We start from the raw sequence: 15,745 nt of genomic DNA, 5'->3' as shown, positions 1-15,745 counted from the left end.
TTCCGCTTCCCCCAAAATCACCACCTGCGATGTCGCGCTGTTTCACCAGCGGTGTCGCTGCACAGGCGACGAAGCCGGTCGACTTCCGCAAGGGACATGATGGCCTCGCGGCGCTGGTGCAGTCGATGTTGGCCGAGGACCCGTTCACTGGCACGGTCTTTGTCTTCCGTTCGAAGCGCGCCGACCGCTTGAAGATCCTGTTCTGGGACGGCAGTGGTTTGGTCATGGCCTACAAGCGGCTTGAGGAAAGCACTTTCACCTGGCCTGCGATCAGGGATGGGGCCATGACGCTGAACCGGGCACAGTTCGAGGCCCTGTTTGCCGGCCTGGACTGGCGCCGTGTGCGATCTCTGGAGGTGCGCAGACCAGCTGTGGCAGAGTGACTCGCCCCAGGGAATGATAGGGCATCGACGCATTTGGCGCGGTATAATCTGCGCATGTCCAACGCCCCGCCCATCGACCTGTCCGCGATCCCCGAGAGCCAGCGCGCCGCCGTTCTTGCGCTGCTGCAGGAGAATGGTGCGCTGAAGGACGCAAACCGGCGCCTCGAGCATCTCGTCGCCGAGTTGAACCATGTCGTGCATGGCAAACGGTCCGAGAAGCTGAGCGAAGACGACCGGCAGCTGGCCTTCGAAGACCTGGAAACCGCCGTCGCCGAGGTCGAGACCCGCAAGGAGCAGGCTGCGCCATCCACCACGACGCCGCGCCGGAGACGGCAGCGCAATCTCGGCCATCTGCCCGCTGATCTGCCGCGCATCGAACGTGTCATCGAACCGGCGAGCCTTGAGTGCCCGTGTGGGTGCGGCCGCATGCACCGGATCGGCGAGGATCGGACCGAGCGGCTGGACATCGTGCCCGCGCAGCTTCGGGTGCTGGTCGACATCCGGCCGAAGTATGCCTGCGGCATCTGCTCGGATGGGGTCATTCAGGCTGTCGCCGCACCCCGGCTGATCGAAGGTGGGCTGCCGACCGAAGGGGCCATCGCACATGTCCTGGTGTCCAAGTTTGCGGACCACCTGCCGTTTTACAGACAGAGCCAGACCCTTGCCCGCTCCGGCATCCAGATCGATCGCAGCACCTTGGCGGACTGGGCCGGCACTGCGGCTTTCCACCTCGGCCCCGTGGTCGACAGGCTGACCGAGCACCTCAAGTCCTCCGGCAAGCTGTTCATGGACGAGACGACCGCCCCGGTGTTGGACCCGGGCCGTGGCCGAACCAAGACCGGCTACCTCTGGGCGCTTGCCCGGGATGATCGTGGATGGGGCGGCGATGACCCGCCCGGCGTGGTCTTCACCTATCGCCCAAGCCGTGCTGGCGCCCATGCCGAGCAGATCCTGCAGGGCTTCGACGGCATCCTGCAACTGGATGGCTATACCGGTTACGATCGACTGACGCGCCCCTCCCGCAAGGGCGGCGCGCCGATCACGGTGGCCCACTGCTGGGCGCATGCGCGGCGCAAGCTGAAGGAGGTCTTCGATCGCGACGGCTCGGAAATCGCCGCCGAGGGCCTGCGCCGGATCGCTGAGCTCTACCGTATCGAGGTCGAGATCCGGGGCATGGGCCCGGGCCAACGTCTGTCGGCCCGTCAGGCCCGCAGCGCGCCCCTCGTGGCCGAGTTCGGCGACTGGCTGCAGGCACAGCGTCTGCGTATCTCGGTTAAGTCACGCCTCGGCGAGAAGCTGACCTACATCCACCGCCAGTGGGGCGGCCTGCAGACCTTCCTCCACGACGGCCGCGTCGAGATGGACTCCAACGCCGTCGAAAACCTGATCCGCCCGATCGCCCTGACAAGAAAGAACGCACTCTTCGCCGGCCACGACGAGGGCGGCCGCACCTGGGCCCGCATCGCCTCCCTGATCGCCACCGCGAAGATCAACGGCGTGGAGCCCTTCGCCTACCTCAAGGCGACCCTCGAAGCGATCGCCGCCGGTCACCCGGCCAGCAGGATCGACGAGCTTCTGCCCTGGAGCTTCACCACGTCAAGCTGATCCCGCGTGGGGCGTAGACAGCGCTTACCGCGAACCACAGTGCTGTCGATCATTTGCAAGGCGTGTGGCAGCGCGCCGCTTTCGTTCAGGGGGTGAGGTCCCAGGTCGTGGTGTAGCTTTCGGTGGCCATCGGGTTTCTCGGTAGGGTCGGGTTGCTGACACCAACCTGAACCGAGGGATGCCCCCGATGACCAAACCCATGATGGACCTGCGTGCGCTGGTAGAGAAGAGCGCCGATGCCGACCTGCTTCGCGAGATGATCGGCTTTGCTGCCGAACGGCTGATGGAGTTGGAGGTCGGCGCCAAGACCGGTGCTGACTATGGTGAGAAGACCAGCGAGCGCCTGGCGCAGCGCAACGGGTATCGCGATCGGGACTGGCAGACCCGGGCCGGCAGCGTCGAACTGCGCATCCCGCGCCTGCGCACCGGCTCCTATTTCCCCTCGTTCCTCGAGCCGCGGCGCTCTGTTGAGAAGGCCCTGACGGCCGTGATCCAGGAGGCCTATGTCCACGGCGTCTCAACGCGATCGATGGACGACCTGGTGCAGGCCATGGGTGGCACCGGGGTGTCGAAGAGCCAGGTCAGCCGACTGTGCGAGGAGATCGACGAGCGCGTGGATGCCTTTCTGACACGGCCGATCGAGGGCGAATGGCCCTACCTCTGGATCGATGCCACCTATCTCAAGGTGCGCCAGGGCGGCCGGATCGTATCGGTTGCGGTCACGCTCGCGGTGGGCGTCAACACCGACGGCAGGCGCGAAGTGCTGGGCATGGCGATCGGGGCCTCCGAGGCCGAACCCTTTTGGACCGAGTTCCTGCGTGATCTCGTCCGCCGTGGCCTCAGCGGCGTGAAGCTTGTGATCAGCGATGCGCATGAGGGCATCAAGGCCGCCACCGCCCGGGTCCTGTCCACGACCTGGCAGCGCTGCCGCGTCCACTTCCAGCGCAATGCGCTCGCCCATGCCGGCAAGAACAGCCGCCGGGTGGTCTCGGCATTCATCGCCACGGCCTTTGCCCAGCCCGACCACGCGGCGGCGAAGGCCCAGTGGCGTCTCGTGGCGGACCAGATGCGCGGCAAGCTCCCCAAGCTGGCCACGCTCATGGACACGGCCGAGGAGGACGTCCTGGCCTATATGACCTTCCCGGCCCAGCATCGCACCAAGCTGCACAGCACCAATCCGATCGAGCGGCTGAACGGCGAGATCAAGCGACGCACGGACGTCGTCGGCATCTTTCCGAACGAGGCTTCGATCCGGCGCCTCGTCGGCGCGATCCTCATGGAGCAGACCGAGGAATGGACAGTCCAGCGCGCCAGATACATGACGCTGGAAACGCTCGCGCCCGTCTGCGATGATCTCGGTGTCAGTCTGCCTGCAGCGCAGAGCGACTGACCAGCTCGGCCCGCTCGAAAGCGCGAGGCCCATGAGGAGCTACACCACTTCCCGGGACATCATCGTTCAGGGCGTCCATGATCTGCTCCCAGAGCCCCGCCAGTGTCCAACGCCGAAACTGCCGATAGACGCTCGACCATTTTCCAAACTCCTCAGGCAGGTCGCGCCAAGGCGCGCCGGTCCGAGCGATCCAGAAAATCCCATCAAGAACAAGGCGGTGATTGGTAGGTTTACGCCCGTTCGGGGCGCGGATTGCAAGGATGAACCGCTCAAAGAACGCCCATTCCTCGTCCGACATCAGGTCTCGTGCCAAGCTGGTCTCCATCGCAGATACCAGCTTGAATCATGCCTAACGGCAACTGTGAATCCCTTTTGTCAACACGGCCTAGCGCACCGCCAAAACACCTGCAACCAGCAAAGTTGTTTTGCTGGCAAGAATGTTGTTGTCTCACGACATGGCGTCGGATCTCCAAGGAGACCTCGACCATGGAACCTACGACCGGCCTGATCCTGCGACGGATCACGCAGACAAATCTCTCTGTTGCAGCGCACAAGCTTGCCACCCTCATCCTCGATGCCATCGCCTGGAAGGATGGCTACAACGGTTTGTCGCGCGGAACGGCAGCCTTCACCCTCTCTGCCCTGGCAGAGAGGATGGGTGTCTCACGACAATATCTTTCGGTTCTTTTGAGCGAACTTGAGACGTCGGAGTTGCAGCTCGAGCGGGCGAAGCCGAATGGCAAGTTCGCGCCCTGGATCTTTCGGTTTTCCGCCTTCGACGAGGAGAGTGAAACCCATGATCTCGTGTCAGGTGAAGGTGACACATCACTATCTAGAGATAATAATAACAAAACTATCTTCGCAGGACTGATCGACATCACAGCGAGTTCGAATGTTTTTCAGACCAGTTGGGCAGAGCTCATCAAAGCAGCGAAGGCCACGTTGCCCTGCTGGAACGTCGACACCCAGGTCATTTGGGACCGCTTCCTCGCCTTCAATCGGTCCCGAGGCAACGGCAGGGTGCCGGCCGGCTTCCTGCTTGGCTTCATGCGCCGATGGCGGAATTCGTCGGGGACTCGGCCTCGTCCCGAGGTGAAACCATCGCAGAAGCGGGTAGCAGACCCCAAAGAGCGCGAATTGCTGAGACAGATGCAAGCCGCCCCGACTGCGAACCGCCAGTTCCACGCGTCCGACCTGTGTCGTTTGATCGGTCACGCTGCCTACGAAGCGCGCGTACTGGATGTAATCCGCAAGTTTGGGTGCCAGAGGTTTTCAGCAACCTTGGCGGTGCACGGACGAGCGGTGTTAGCAGGGGAAATTTCCAGGTAGGTTCGCTTGCCAAGCTTTGGAGCCGAGAAACACGGCGCGATTCAATATCCGATAGTGAAGTTTATGTTAACCAACTGGCGCCCTGAGCCGCTAAAACATTACGATTTGATAATGCCCCGGCAAGGGCAGTGCCACCGTACCAAAGTTACTCCTTTGCGAAAGGAGCGACCATGTTCAGAACTTTCGGATTGCTCTTGGGTCTCGCAACTGCTGTAGTTCTTTTGTTTATGGTTTCGAACAGATGCTGTCTTCTGCGAAGGCATCTGATTGAAAGCTACTCTACCTTTCACTTGCCCAGGCGATTGCCGCCTTCATTTCCGCCGGGTCGAACTAACGGAGTTCTGCCGTGGTCAGCACGTCGGCGAACCTGGTTCCCCACTCCAACAAAGCCCCTTCGCCCACCACAGCGACGCGGCGGAAGTCATTCCTATGGGCTGTGTCGATTTTCAGATCTTCGAGCAGAGCGGACGGCCCATCGTAGCCTTCGAACCTCGTGAGATCGAGAACCAGGCCGGGCTTACTTGTCTCTTGCAGGCGCTCATGAAGCAGGGCGTGCATCCGTTTCAGGTCGCTTTCGCTGAGCTTGCCCTCGCAGGCGAGGCCAATCGTGTCGTCATGAGCTGTCAGTGTCTCGGTGAACATGGTTTTCCTCCTCTTTTTCCGGTTTGCCGTGACCGTAAAGGTCAGCGTTTTCGTGTGCGCGGTCTTCGTGCTCAAATTCCAGACTCGAATGACCGATGCTGAAATCGTCCTTCAGCCGGTCCTTGATCGCGGCCTTGATCTTTTCGATTTGACCCCAGCCGTCCGCTGTCAGCACGACGTGGCAGTCCAGAGCCGCCTCGTGCTCCTGCATCTGCCACAGATGCACGTGATGAACGTCCGCGACACCATCCACACCCCGCATCGCCTGAACGACGGTTTCATTATCGATGTCCGGTGGACTGCCGAGCATCAGCGTCCGAATCGGACCGCCGATCTCGGTAAATGCGAGGTAGAGGATGTAGAGAGCGATGCCGATGGTGATCGCCGGGTCGACCCACCGCATGTTGTAGAGGAGGATGAGCGAGCCGCCGATGATGACCGCCACGGAGGCCAAAGCGTCCGATAGGTTGTGCAGGAAGAGCGCACGGATGTTCACGCTGCCTTTCTGCATCGAATAGGTGAGCAGCGCCGTCAACGTGTCGACGACCAGTGCCACACCGCCCAGGATCACCACCGTCCAGCCCTGTACCTCTGGTGGGTCGATCATGCGCATGCCACCCTCGTAGATCAGGTAGAAGCCGATCAGGATAAGTGTCGTGTAGTTGATGAGCGCTGCGACGATTTCTACCCGCCCATAGCCGAAGGTCATGCGCTTGTCCGCCGGGCGGCGAGCGATCTTACGCGCGAAGAAGGCGATCACCAGCGACGCCATGTCCGAGAAATTGTGGAGGGCATCCGCGATCAGCGCGAGGCTGCCGGAAAGGATCCCGCCGACGATCTGCGCGACCGTCAGGAGGCCGTTGGCCCAGATGGCGATGGAGACGCGACGATCACCGGATTGAGGATCGATGTGGGCGTGGCCGTGATCATGCGGCACGGTTCGTCTCCTCATGGCGGTGGTTCGGCCGATCGAATCCGGGGACCGGCGGCAAGATTCCGCGGCGGATGCGGCGAACCCTGGCATTCATCCAGTGACGGATGACGTGGCGATAGAGCAAGTCGCGCACAAATCCGAAGTTCTGGCGGTGATTGACCCATCCGTCGCCCAAGTCCACCTCTACCCAGGAGTGGAGGATTTCGGACGGCGCGAGGGGATAGACGAGTTCCGGAACGACGCCTCTCTGAAGCGCCTTGTGGATTGTGAACCCGTGCAGTCGGCAGCGAACTCCCACGCCACGCAGCAGGGCCATGAGGAGCGTGCCCTTGGTGTTGCACTGCCCGTGGCCATCTGCGAGGACCTCGGACGCCGGAATGTCGTCGGCGCGGTTGTAGCCGAAGGTAATCTCGTTCCTGACGAAATCGTAGATGGCCCCAATTCGGTCGTCGCTGGGAAGGTCTGCCCAGCCGCGCTCCTCGATCAGTTTTGCAATTGAGGTCGCGTCAAAATCCAGCAGCCGGGTTTTGGCCAAATGAGGGTCGGCGGGGTTCACGGGATACCTCCTCGAATCGTTCACGAGAATATGTAGTTGCTACAGTCACTGTAGCTTCAAGCCCCGATTTCAGGCCGAGTCCTTGGTTACCTGATCGTCATTGTGCACCGCCTTGTGGTGTTCACCATGCGCGTCTCTCAGGATTCCGACGCCACCCCAGGCCGCGATGCCGGCGACAATCACGCCCACGACAAGGTCCGGCCAATTCGTTCCGAGCCAGGCTACGAGCCCGCCTGCGACGACGATTCCGAGATTGGCCGCGAAGTCGTTCCAGCTGAACGTATTCGCCGCTCGGATGTTTACGTCTGGATCGCGAAGCCGTGCCAGCAGCCAGACGCAAAGTGCGTTGATGGCCGCCGCTACCAGCGCCATGACAATCATGATCGTGCCAAGAGGATCCGATCCGCCGACGTAGCGGCGCCACGCGTCATACAGGATTCCAAGGGCGAAGAGGATCAGCAGGCCGCCCGAAACGTTCGCCGCTCCGCGCTTCCACTTGGCGGAGCGGGACAGCGCGAAGAGGCTGATCGCGTAGACGAAACTGTCCGACAGATTGTCGAGGCCATTGGCGATAAGCGCGCTTGACTCGCCGAATGCGCCCGAGGCGAAGAAAGCGACTGCCAGCCCGATGTTGAGACCCAGCACGATCCAGAGTGTGCGTCTTTCCGTTGCGTTTCTCTGCTCCGCCATGCCGGGTATCCAAATTAGTGAATTGCCAATGAGTAACTAACACCGGGCTTTTTGCGTTCCGATCAAAGGTCGTCGAAATTGCTCAGGCGCCGATCTCTTCATGGTCGGTCAGGCATTCGGAATGGTCGCGCAGTACCTCGAGCACACGGCAATCAGAAGTCTGTCCGCCGCTGCACTCATGCACCATCCGCTTCAATTCCGTCCGCAGCGCCTCGAGCCGCGCCAATCGTTGCTCGACCTGTTTGAGTTGCCGACGGGCTATTGCATCCGCCTCAGCGCAGGACTTTCCCGGATGATCGCTGAGATCGAGGAGCTCACGGATCGCGTCCAACGAGAACCCCAGTTGCCGTGCGTGCCGGACGAATGACAAGCGGTCGAGTTCGGCGTCGCCATAGCGTCGTTGGCCCCCCTCGGTCCTGCCGGGCTCAGGCATAAGTCCGATCTGCTCGTAATACCGGATGGTCTGCACCTTTGTTCCGGTCTTCTTCGCCAGCGTCCCAATCGTCAGCATTTCCGCTCCCCACATTACCTACAGTGGGTGTAGCTTTATGCGGTGCGCATCACAAGCTTCACCCGAGTTTCACAGATCGGTGATTGTTGGCCGATCGATGACAATCACGCTTGAACCTACAGTAGCTAGAGGATGTAAACGCACACAAAATATAGAATCAGGTTCGGGCGGAGCGGCGTGAGGCTTTCAGGTCTTCAGAAGGTATTGTGGGTGTTGGCGGGCGCGGCGGCGTTCGTTTTCATCTGGCTGTTGCTATGGTCCGACTACCGTGCCGATCTTGCCCGCACCGAGAGTGAACCACCGTTTCTTGCTGATTTCGAACTGACCGATCATCGCGGCATGGTCCAAACGGACGAAGATTTCGCAGGGCGCTGGATGCTGGTCTTCTTTGGCTTCACCAATTGCCCCGACGTCTGTCCGACAACACTGTCCGAAGTCGCGGCCGTGATGGAGGGCCTGGGCGATGAGGCAGCAATGGTTCAGCCGATTTTCATAACGATTGATCCGGAGCGGGATACGCCGACTGCACTTGCCGAGTATGTGCCCCTGTTCGACGCAGGGATCATCGGGCTGACCGGTACACCGGAGCAGATCGCCGCGACATCCGAAACCTTTCCGATATTCTTTGAGCGGATCGAGCAGGCGACTGCGCCGGGCGGATACACGATGGGTCACACGTCGCATCTTTTCCTTTTCGACACGCAAGCAGGCTTCGCGGACTCCTGGCCCTACGGCACGCCCGCCGAAGAGATCCTCGCCGATCTGAGACAGAGGATCTGATCGTCATGACCCGACTTTCCGGAGAGACGGCCCTTGGCCTGGCCTGGATCATCGCGCTCACCGCGTCGCTTGCCGTGCTCTTCATCGGCGAGGTTCTGGGGCAGACACCTTGCGTGCTCTGCTGGTTCCAGCGTGCCTTCATGTTCCCCTTGGCCATCATCCTCGGGCTTGGGCTGTGGTGGCAGGATCGGCGCGTGGGTCGCTACGGGATCGCGCTGGCTTTGGGCGGTGCCGCCGTCGCGCTTTGGCACTTGGGCCTCTATGTCGGCGTTATCCCCGAGCGTATCCAGCCCTGCACGGCGACCGGCCCATCCTGTACCGACGACAATCAACTGGTCTTCGGCATTCCGATTCCTTTGATGGCGCTCGTCGCCTTCGCGATGATCGGTCTGCTGTCGGCTCTCTCACTGAAGGAAACACAAAAATGAAACGACGCGGCCTCATCCTGTCCGTTCTCGCGCTCGGGGTCGCCGGTTTCGGCGGTGCCGCCTGGTATGCCACCCGCCCCGACCCGATTGCCGCGTCCGATCCCATCGACCCTGAAATGGCCGACGCGCTGATCCGACCCTATTCCCCGATCCTCGGGCCCGAGGATGCGCCCGTAACCATCGTTGAATTCTTCGACCCGGCCTGCGAGGCATGCCGCGCTTTCTATCCGGTCGTCGAGGATATCATGGCGGAGCACGGAGACGCGGTGCGCGTTGTAATCCGCTATACGCCTTTTCACGGCGAGGCGTCGGTAGAAGCGATCCGTGTGCTCGAGGCGGCGCGCATGCAGGACGTGTTTGAACCTGTGCTCGAGGCAGTCTTGCGAGAGCAGCCCAGATGGGCGTCTCACGGGACCCCGGCACCCGGATTGATCCTTGAGATTGCAGCAAGCGGAGGTCTGGATGTCGAAGCTGCCCGGACACAGATGCTGGCCCCCGGTGTTGTGGCGGTGCTCAACCAGGACCGCGCCGATGTCGAGACAGTCGGGGTCCGCCAAACGCCCACGTTCTTCGTGAACGGCAAGCCTCTCGATCCGTTCGGTGAGGCCGAATTGCAGAGGCTGGTGGCAGTGGAAGTTGCGGCAAGCCAAAGCTGATTTGCGGAGGCAGGAGAAACGAGTGGTGAAGAAGTTGAGATATACCAATGCATTGGCCGTGCTTTTGACGGTTGCAGGGCTGTCGGCCCCCGCACTGGCCGGTTCGGAGGATGTCGTGGTCGAGAATGCGTGGTCCCGCGCCTCGATCGGCGTCAACAGGCCAGGTGCCGCCTATATGACCGTGCGCAACACGGGTGAAGACGCCGTTACGCTGACCGGACTTGCGACACCGCTGGCAATGATGCCCGAGATCCATGAGTCGAAAACCAACTCCGATGGCGTCAGTTCCATGGCGCCTGCAGGCGAGATCACGATTGAGCCCGGCCAAAGCGTGGCATTGGAGCCGGGCGGGTTGCACGCCATGCTCATGAAGCTGCAAGAGCCGATGACCGAAGGCGAGAATTTCCCGCTGACACTGACCTTCTCGGATGGCGGCAAGGTGACGGTCGAGGTCCCAATCCTCGGAATCGCCGCGCGTGGACCGGAGGGCTGATGCAACGTCGGCAGCTCCTTCTATACGGCGCAGCCGGTGCCGGCGTTCTTGGCCTGACGCTCTTCGTGGGCTGGTGGCGGGTGGACGGGCCCGGTGCGCCTGAACCAAAAGGGCAGCGGCCCCTGCCCCTATCGGCGATGGAGTTCCGGCTGACCGACCACGAGGAAAATGAGGTAGGGCCTGGCAACCTGATCGGTCGTCCCACAATGGTGTTTTTCGGGTTCACCTACTGCCCGGACGTCTGCCCGACGACCCTATCGGATATTTCCGGCTGGCTTGAGGAACTGGGCGACGAAGCATCAGAGATGAACGTGGTCTTCATCACGGTCGACCCGGAGCGGGACACGGTCGAGGCCATGGCCGAATATGTCGGCTATTTTCATCCGGTCATTCGTGGCTGGACGGGGCCGGAAGACCAAATTGCCCGCGCTGCAGAAGGGTTTCGTGCCTCATTTGAGCGCGTCCCGACTGAGGGCGGCGGCTATACGATGAACCATACGGCAAGCGTATTCCTGTTCGATGCCGAGGGTGAGCTCGTCACCATGATCGACTATCACGAGCAAAGAGAATTCGCGGTGCCGAAGATCCAGCGCGCACTGACAGAAGACGTAGAGGGGGCAACATGAAGATAAGAACTGTCTTGGCGGCCGTTGCGGTCGCAGGCGCATTTTCGGTGACCGCCATCGCCATCTCTGGCGTTCTGTCCAAAGAACCGGTGCCCCCTGCGATTGCTGAAGCGACCCTCTGGACTCCCAATCCGCTTGCGCCGCCTCGGATTACCGAAACCAATTCGGTCCGCCCTACACTCGCCCAGGCGGATATCGCATTCGAGTTCAGACCCCGGCCGCTCCTGACCGTTTCCCCCGCTGATACCTCCTTGCCATCTATCGAGCCCCCGCTGGTCACCTGGTCGCGGGAGATTGCGTCCGGCGAGACGCTTGATGCGGTCCTTTCCGATGCGGGGCTGGATGCTTCGGATCGCGCCGAAATCGCCTTGGCGATTGGCACGGAATACGATCTGCGCCGTCTGCGTCCGGGTCACATCATTACGGTGGTTTCCACAACGGACGACAACCCGCGTCGTGTAGAGCTCGCCGTCGAAGACGGTGTCCGGATAGAGGCGGTCTTCGGCGAACAGCTTGCCGCCCGCGTGTTGGACCCGGATCCCGAATTGGTGACTTTCGCCGGCGAGGCGGTGATCGAGAGCTCGATTTTCGCCGCCCTGAACACGGCAGACATCCCCGCCCGTTTTGCGGTGGACCTGGCGCAGATGCTGGGCGGCACCGTGGATTTCCGTCGTGATCTTGCGGGTGGCGAGACGATGCGCCTCCTTTGGCGCGAGGCCCGAGACGGGAACAAGAGGATTGGTCAGCCCGAGCTTGCCTTTGCCGCACTGGATATCGATGGCTCGGTCTATGAAATCGTCTGGCCGAACGACGGCAGCGGCCAAGCGACGATCTATGTCGACGGAGAAGTCCTGCGCGTGTTTGCGCAACCGGTCGAAGGTGCACGGCTGAGTTCTGTGTTCGGGCGCCGCACCCATCCGGTCTACGGCAATGTACGGATGCACACAGGAGTCGACTTCGCGGCGGCGCGCGGCACGCCGGTACAGGCGACGGCGCCGGGCCGCGTTAGCTTCATCGGCCGACGCGGTGGGTATGGCCGGGTCGTCGAGATCGCTCATGGCTCCGACACCCTGACGCGCTATGCGCATCTGAGCGCCGTACCGGACGGGCTCACACAAGGGCAACGCGTGATGGCCGGAGATATGATCGGGCGGGTCGGTGCGACGGGTACCGCGACAGGCCCCAACCTACATTACGAAGTGCTGGTGGACGGTCGCCCAACCGACCCTCTCTCTGACGACCGATTGGCAGAGGCGGCCGAGCGTGAAGCGGACGACACGGCCGCGCTTGAGCGACTGCGTGAGGCGCGTTCACTTCTTGCTGAGAGGCTCGCCAGCGAATTTGCACAGACGACAACCGAAAGGCTTTGATCCATGAAACGATTTACTCCCGCCCTTGCCATCGCATTTGCCTTGCTTCCTGCGGCGCAGGCCGTCGCAGAGGCGATTCAGATCGACGTCCGGAAGACAAACGGCTGCGGCTGTTGCCTGTCCTGGATGAAGCACCTCGAGGAGAATGGCTTCGCGCCGATGGGCGAGGACATGTTCGGAGGATCTCTTGTGCGCTTCAAACTCGACAATGGCGTGCCGCAGCGCATGGTCTCCTGCCATACGGCTTTGGTCGACGGCTATGTGATCGAGGGCCACGTGCCGGCGGCTGACATCCAACGCCTGCTGGAGGACCGGCCAGACGCGGTAGGCCTGGCGGTGCCGGGAATGCCCTACGGGTCGCCCGGCATGGGACCGGAGGACGACCGGGAGGCTTACGATGTCTTCCTGATCCACGAAGACGGATCGACCGAGGTCTACACCAGCTACTCGGCTCCTGACTGAACTCGCGGCAGAACCTTAACAATTGGAACCCCTCTCCCCCATAGCGCTTGGCTTTCTTGGAAGCCTGGCCGCCGGATCGCTGACCGCGGTCGGGGCGGTCCCCGTTCTTTTTGGGCGCATCCCGTCCCGGGCCACGCGCGATCTGCTGCTTGGCTTCGCGGCGGGTGTCATGCTCGCGGCTTCGTTCTTCTCGCTGATCATCCCGGCTCTCGACGCAGCTGAAGGACAGTTCGACAACGGTGCTCTCCCGGCGGCCATCGTATGTGTTGCGATCCTGCTTGGCATGGGCGCGATCGCTCTGATGAACGAACGGCTACCGCATGAACATTTCAAGACGGGGCGGGAAGGTCCCGACGCCGCATCGCTGCGGCGCGTCTGGCTTTTCATCATCGCGATCACTATCCACAATTTTCCCGAAGGGCTTGCCGTCGGCGTCGGGTTCGGGGCTGACGGTTTGTCGGGCGGGTTGCCACTTGCGATCGGTATTGGATTACAGAATGCCCCCGAAGGTCTGGCGGTGGCGGTTTCGTTGCTCGGCGAGGGCTATTCCAGGCTTCGCGCCTGGGGCATCGCCGCTCTGACCGGTCTCGTCGAGCCCGTCGGTGGACTTCTCGGCGCAGGGATTATCAGTCTTTCGCAACCGCTGCTGCCCTGGGGTCTCGCCTTCGCAGCAGGTGCGATGCTCTACGTCATCAGCCACGAGATCATTCCGGAAACCCACCGATCCGGCCATCAGAACAGGGCGACGCTCGGCCTCGCCGTTGGTCTTGTGATCATGTTGTTCCTCGACGTCTGGCTGGGATAAGCTGATGAGAACTTGCCTCTTCGTCGGTCTGCTTGCTGCGCTGATCGCCTTTCTTGTCGATCAGGCAACGAAGGCAATCGTTGTGTCCAATGCGACTGTTCTTAGTTCCGGCGTATCGGTCTTTCCCGGCTTCAATCTCATCTACCTGCGCAATGACGGAGTGACCTTCGGGCTTCTCGGCGGCGCGCCGTGGTGGAGCCTTGTCTTACTGGCGCTTGGCATCTGCGTCTGGCTGGCGTTCATGCTGGTCCGTACCAGCAGCCGGGTCGAGGCCATTGCCTATGGTGCGATCATCGGCGGTGCACTCGGCAATATTCTGGACCGCCTGCGCTATCGTGCGGTGACGGATTTCCTCGATTTCTACATCGGGACGGCGCACTGGCCTGCCTTCAACATGGCCGATGTTTTTGTGGTTGGCGGCGTGATGCTGCTGCTCATTGCGCCGTGGGTTGGCGCTCGACTTCAGACCGATTCATGAAGCCGGGATTGCCGCAGTTCGTTAGTGAGGACCTGAACCTGTTCCAGCGCATGGGTCTTGCCCTTGCTGCCGGCGGATTGACGGTTTTGACTCTTCCGCCGTTTTCTTGGCTCATCGCGGTCCCTGTCGCCTTCTCCGTGCTCTTTATCGTTCTCCGGAACATCTCAACCTCGCGCGCTTTCCTTGTCGGTTGGGCTTTCGGACTGGGCCAATTCGGGATTGGAATTTCCTGGATCGCCGAGAGCTTTTACGTCGATGCCGAACGTTTCGGCGCACTGGCGATTCCGGCGGTCGCGGGTCTGTCCGCCGGACTTGCCATCTTCCCGGGCATGGCGGCGATGCTTTTTGCCGCCATCATGCAGCGCCGAGCTGTCGGCGGCATTGCGGCGGGCCTGCTGTTTGCAACCTGCTGGGTGGCCACGGAATGGCTGCGGGGTCATGTCCTGACAGGGTTTCCCTGGAACCTTGCCGCTTATGCCCTTGTCGACTATGCCGCCCTGCGCCAACCCGCCGCCTGGGTCGGAAGCTACGGTTTGGGCTTTCTCACGGTCTTCATCGGCATATTGCCAGGTGTGTTGACTGTGGCGGCGCCAAAGAGACGCGCGCCTGTTCTCGTGCTCTTCGCCGTTGCTGTGGCGGGTTTCTGGGTTGGCGGTGCGCTTCGGTCAGGGCAGGACATGCCGCCGACAGACGTTGCTTTGCGCATCGTCCAAGGCAATGTGCCACAAGTCGAGAAGTGGGTACCGGGCAGCCGCCAGCGAACCTTGGAAAAATACCTGGGCTTGTCCGCGCAACCCGGACGTTTCGATTTGCTGCTTTGGCCGGAAACGGCCTTCCCCGGCTTTCTGGACGAAGATGCTGCGGCACGCGCGCGGATATCTGCAGCTTTGCCAGACGGCAGGATCCTACTGACAGGTGCGCCTGACCGAGTGGAGGGCGATGGGGGAACCAGATATTTCAACACGGTTCAGGCCTATGACGGCAGCGGCGAGGTTCTGACGGGGTATGCAAAACATCATCTTGTTCCGTTCGGGGAATATGTGCCCCTGAAAGGCTGGCTGCCCATCGAGCGGCTGACCGAAGGGTTGGGCGATTTCACGCCGGGACCAGGGCCGCGCACGCTGGCGATCCCTGGCGCGCCTCTGGTCGCGGTGGCGATCTGTTACGAGATCATCTTTCCGGGCCACGTGGTCGATGACCTTTTCCGCCCCGACTGGATATTCAACGCCACAAATGATGCCTGGTTCGGAACCAGCATCGGACCCGAGCAGCACCTCGCCTCCGCGCGGATGCGCGCGGTCGAGGAGGGACTTCCCGTGGTCCGGGCGGCCAACACTGGGATATCCGCGATCATCGACGCCAATGGAAATGTCGTCGCGCGTCTTGATACCGGGGAAACAGGCACCATTGATGCCGGCCTGCCGGGCGCGCGTACTCCAACGCCCTATGCGCGGTTCGGCGACTGGACCTTGTTGGTTCTTGTTTTTGGGTGCTGGGTCTTCGGCTGGCTGGCCAGTTTGCTCGGACGAGATCCCGATGCGCGGCATTTTGGAACGGAGGTATCCTGATGCTTGTGATCGTGAGCGCTATCGGAGGCGCGATCTGGG

Annotated in this window: 19 protein-coding genes and 1 pseudogene; 14 read left to right on the top strand and 6 right to left on the bottom strand. The window is 61.7% G+C overall.

The window, feature by feature from the left end; translation table 11 throughout:
• From tnpB to R2601_RS23675, 3 genes are all read left to right on the top strand, one after another.
• Window positions 1-383, top strand: a 383-nt coding sequence (gene tnpB / locus R2601_RS23685) for an IS66 family insertion sequence element accessory protein TnpB (RefSeq protein WP_217626411.1), incomplete at its 5' end; no start/stop codon positions are given.
• A gap of 54 nt (window positions 384-437) precedes the next feature.
• Window positions 438-1,988 (top strand): IS66 family transposase, encoded by a 1,551-nt coding sequence (gene tnpC / locus R2601_RS23680; protein ID WP_007803484.1) that lies wholly within the window; start codon window positions 438-440, stop codon window positions 1,986-1,988.
• Window positions 1,989-2,175: 187 nt separating this feature from the next.
• Window positions 2,176-3,378: an IS256-like element ISPebe1 family transposase gene (locus R2601_RS23675; protein WP_007792467.1), complete on the top strand. Its 1,203-nt coding sequence runs from the start codon at window positions 2,176-2,178 to the stop codon at window positions 3,376-3,378.
• Between the two features lie 64 nt (window positions 3,379-3,442).
• On the opposite strand, the pseudogene R2601_RS23670 reads toward R2601_RS23675, so the two are convergent.
• Window positions 3,443-3,703, bottom strand: a pseudogene (locus R2601_RS23670) (transposase); the annotation flags it as partial.
• A 161-nt stretch (window positions 3,704-3,864) separates the two neighbouring features.
• On the opposite strand from R2601_RS23670, the gene R2601_RS23665 reads away from it, so the two are divergent.
• Complete coding sequence (locus R2601_RS23665; RefSeq protein WP_007803482.1) at window positions 3,865-4,707, top strand: hypothetical protein; 843 nt, start codon at window positions 3,865-3,867, stop codon at window positions 4,705-4,707.
• A gap of 330 nt (window positions 4,708-5,037) precedes the next feature.
• On the opposite strand, the gene R2601_RS23660 is transcribed toward R2601_RS23665, so the two are convergent.
• The 5 genes from R2601_RS23660 to R2601_RS23640 all read right to left on the bottom strand — a co-directional run bounded on the left by R2601_RS23660 (window position 5,038) and on the right by R2601_RS23640 (window position 8,040).
• A complete protein-coding gene (locus tag R2601_RS23660) occupies window positions 5,038-5,349 on the bottom strand; it encodes a SpoIIAA family protein (RefSeq protein ID WP_007803481.1) in 312 nt (103 codons plus the stop codon).
• Window positions 5,321-6,286 carry a cation diffusion facilitator family transporter gene (locus R2601_RS23655; RefSeq protein WP_007803480.1) on the bottom strand — a complete coding sequence of 322 codons (966 nt, stop codon included), beginning with the start codon at window positions 6,284-6,286 and terminating at the stop codon, window positions 5,321-5,323. Before R2601_RS23655 ends, R2601_RS23660 begins: the two co-directional genes overlap by 29 nt.
• Window positions 6,276-6,839: a transglutaminase-like domain-containing protein gene (locus R2601_RS23650; protein ID WP_007803479.1), complete on the bottom strand. Its 564-nt coding sequence runs from the start codon at window positions 6,837-6,839 to the stop codon at window positions 6,276-6,278. The genes R2601_RS23655 and R2601_RS23650 overlap by 11 nt, the downstream gene beginning before the upstream one ends.
• A 69-nt stretch (window positions 6,840-6,908) precedes the next feature.
• Window positions 6,909-7,529: a cation efflux transmembrane domain-containing protein gene (locus tag R2601_RS23645; protein WP_008327361.1), complete on the bottom strand. Its 621-nt coding sequence runs from the start codon at window positions 7,527-7,529 to the stop codon at window positions 6,909-6,911.
• A gap of 82 nt (window positions 7,530-7,611) precedes the next feature.
• Window positions 7,612-8,040, bottom strand: coding sequence for a MerR family transcriptional regulator (locus R2601_RS23640; RefSeq protein WP_007803476.1), 429 nt, complete (start codon window positions 8,038-8,040; stop codon window positions 7,612-7,614).
• Window positions 8,041-8,253: 213 nt separating this feature from the next.
• On the opposite strand from R2601_RS23640, the gene R2601_RS23635 reads away from it, so the two are divergent.
• From R2601_RS23635 to lnt, 10 genes are read left to right on the top strand one after another with little or no spacing between them, the layout of a single operon-like run.
• Complete coding sequence (locus R2601_RS23635) at window positions 8,254-8,820, top strand: SCO family protein (protein WP_007803475.1); 567 nt, start codon at window positions 8,254-8,256, stop codon at window positions 8,818-8,820.
• 5 nt (window positions 8,821-8,825) lie between these two features.
• A complete protein-coding gene (locus R2601_RS23630; protein ID WP_007803474.1) occupies window positions 8,826-9,248 on the top strand; it encodes a disulfide bond formation protein B in 423 nt (140 codons plus the stop codon).
• A complete protein-coding gene (locus R2601_RS23625) occupies window positions 9,245-9,904 on the top strand; it encodes a DsbA family protein (protein ID WP_007803472.1) in 660 nt (219 codons plus the stop codon). The genes R2601_RS23630 and R2601_RS23625 overlap by 4 nt, the downstream gene beginning before the upstream one ends.
• Before the next feature lie 22 nt (window positions 9,905-9,926).
• Window positions 9,927-10,397, top strand: a complete 471-nt coding sequence (locus R2601_RS23620) for a copper chaperone PCu(A)C (RefSeq protein WP_008327335.1) — start codon at window positions 9,927-9,929, stop codon at window positions 10,395-10,397.
• Window positions 10,397-11,023 (top strand): SCO family protein, encoded by a 627-nt coding sequence (locus R2601_RS23615; RefSeq protein WP_007803468.1) that lies wholly within the window; start codon window positions 10,397-10,399, stop codon window positions 11,021-11,023. Before R2601_RS23620 ends, R2601_RS23615 begins: the two co-directional genes overlap by 1 nt.
• Complete coding sequence (locus R2601_RS23610) at window positions 11,020-12,393, top strand: M23 family metallopeptidase (protein WP_007803467.1); 1,374 nt, start codon at window positions 11,020-11,022, stop codon at window positions 12,391-12,393. The genes R2601_RS23615 and R2601_RS23610 overlap by 4 nt, the downstream gene beginning before the upstream one ends.
• Before the next feature lie 3 nt (window positions 12,394-12,396).
• A complete protein-coding gene (locus tag R2601_RS23605; RefSeq protein WP_007803465.1) occupies window positions 12,397-12,855 on the top strand; it encodes a DUF411 domain-containing protein in 459 nt (152 codons plus the stop codon).
• Window positions 12,856-12,877: 22 nt separating this feature from the next.
• Window positions 12,878-13,660, top strand: a complete 783-nt coding sequence (locus R2601_RS23600; protein ID WP_007803463.1) for a ZIP family metal transporter — start codon at window positions 12,878-12,880, stop codon at window positions 13,658-13,660.
• A 4-nt stretch (window positions 13,661-13,664) separates the two neighbouring features.
• On the top strand, window positions 13,665-14,138 hold the full coding sequence (gene lspA / locus R2601_RS23595) for a signal peptidase II (protein WP_007803461.1): 474 nt from the start codon (window positions 13,665-13,667) through the stop codon (window positions 14,136-14,138).
• The gene (gene lnt / locus R2601_RS23590; protein ID WP_007803458.1) at window positions 14,135-15,706 is read left to right on the top strand and encodes an apolipoprotein N-acyltransferase; all 1,572 of its coding nucleotides are present in this window, start codon (window positions 14,135-14,137) and stop codon (window positions 15,704-15,706) included. The genes lspA and lnt overlap by 4 nt, the downstream gene beginning before the upstream one ends.
• Window positions 15,707-15,745: the final 39 nt, after the last annotated feature.

The organism is Salipiger bermudensis HTCC2601, assembly GCF_000153725.1.
In the GTDB taxonomy this organism is placed as follows: Bacteria; Pseudomonadota; Alphaproteobacteria; order Rhodobacterales; family Rhodobacteraceae; genus Salipiger; species Salipiger bermudensis.
This window is presented reverse-complemented; position numbering and strand designations above follow the sequence as displayed.

Coding starts and splice junctions, on each gene's coding strand:
- lnt (WP_007803458.1), top strand. CDS start 14,135: ATGAAGCCGGGATTGCCGCAGTTCGTTAGTGAGGACCTGAACCTGTTC.
- R2601_RS23610 (WP_007803467.1), top strand. CDS start 11,020: ATGAAGATAAGAACTGTCTTGGCGGCCGTTGCGGTCGCAGGCGCATTT.
- R2601_RS23665 (WP_007803482.1), top strand. CDS start 3,865: ATGGAACCTACGACCGGCCTGATCCTGCGACGGATCACGCAGACAAAT.
- R2601_RS23615 (WP_007803468.1), top strand. CDS start 10,397: ATGCAACGTCGGCAGCTCCTTCTATACGGCGCAGCCGGTGCCGGCGTT.
- lspA (WP_007803461.1), top strand. CDS start 13,665: ATGAGAACTTGCCTCTTCGTCGGTCTGCTTGCTGCGCTGATCGCCTTT.
- R2601_RS23645 (WP_008327361.1), bottom strand. CDS start 7,529: ATGGCGGAGCAGAGAAACGCAACGGAAAGACGCACACTCTGGATCGTG.
- R2601_RS23640 (WP_007803476.1), bottom strand. CDS start 8,040: ATGCTGACGATTGGGACGCTGGCGAAGAAGACCGGAACAAAGGTGCAG.
- R2601_RS23625 (WP_007803472.1), top strand. CDS start 9,245: ATGAAACGACGCGGCCTCATCCTGTCCGTTCTCGCGCTCGGGGTCGCC.
- R2601_RS23630 (WP_007803474.1), top strand. CDS start 8,826: ATGACCCGACTTTCCGGAGAGACGGCCCTTGGCCTGGCCTGGATCATC.
- R2601_RS23660 (WP_007803481.1), bottom strand. CDS start 5,349: ATGTTCACCGAGACACTGACAGCTCATGACGACACGATTGGCCTCGCC.
- tnpC (WP_007803484.1), top strand. CDS start 438: ATGTCCAACGCCCCGCCCATCGACCTGTCCGCGATCCCCGAGAGCCAG.
- R2601_RS23675 (WP_007792467.1), top strand. CDS start 2,176: ATGACCAAACCCATGATGGACCTGCGTGCGCTGGTAGAGAAGAGCGCC.
- R2601_RS23605 (WP_007803465.1), top strand. CDS start 12,397: ATGAAACGATTTACTCCCGCCCTTGCCATCGCATTTGCCTTGCTTCCT.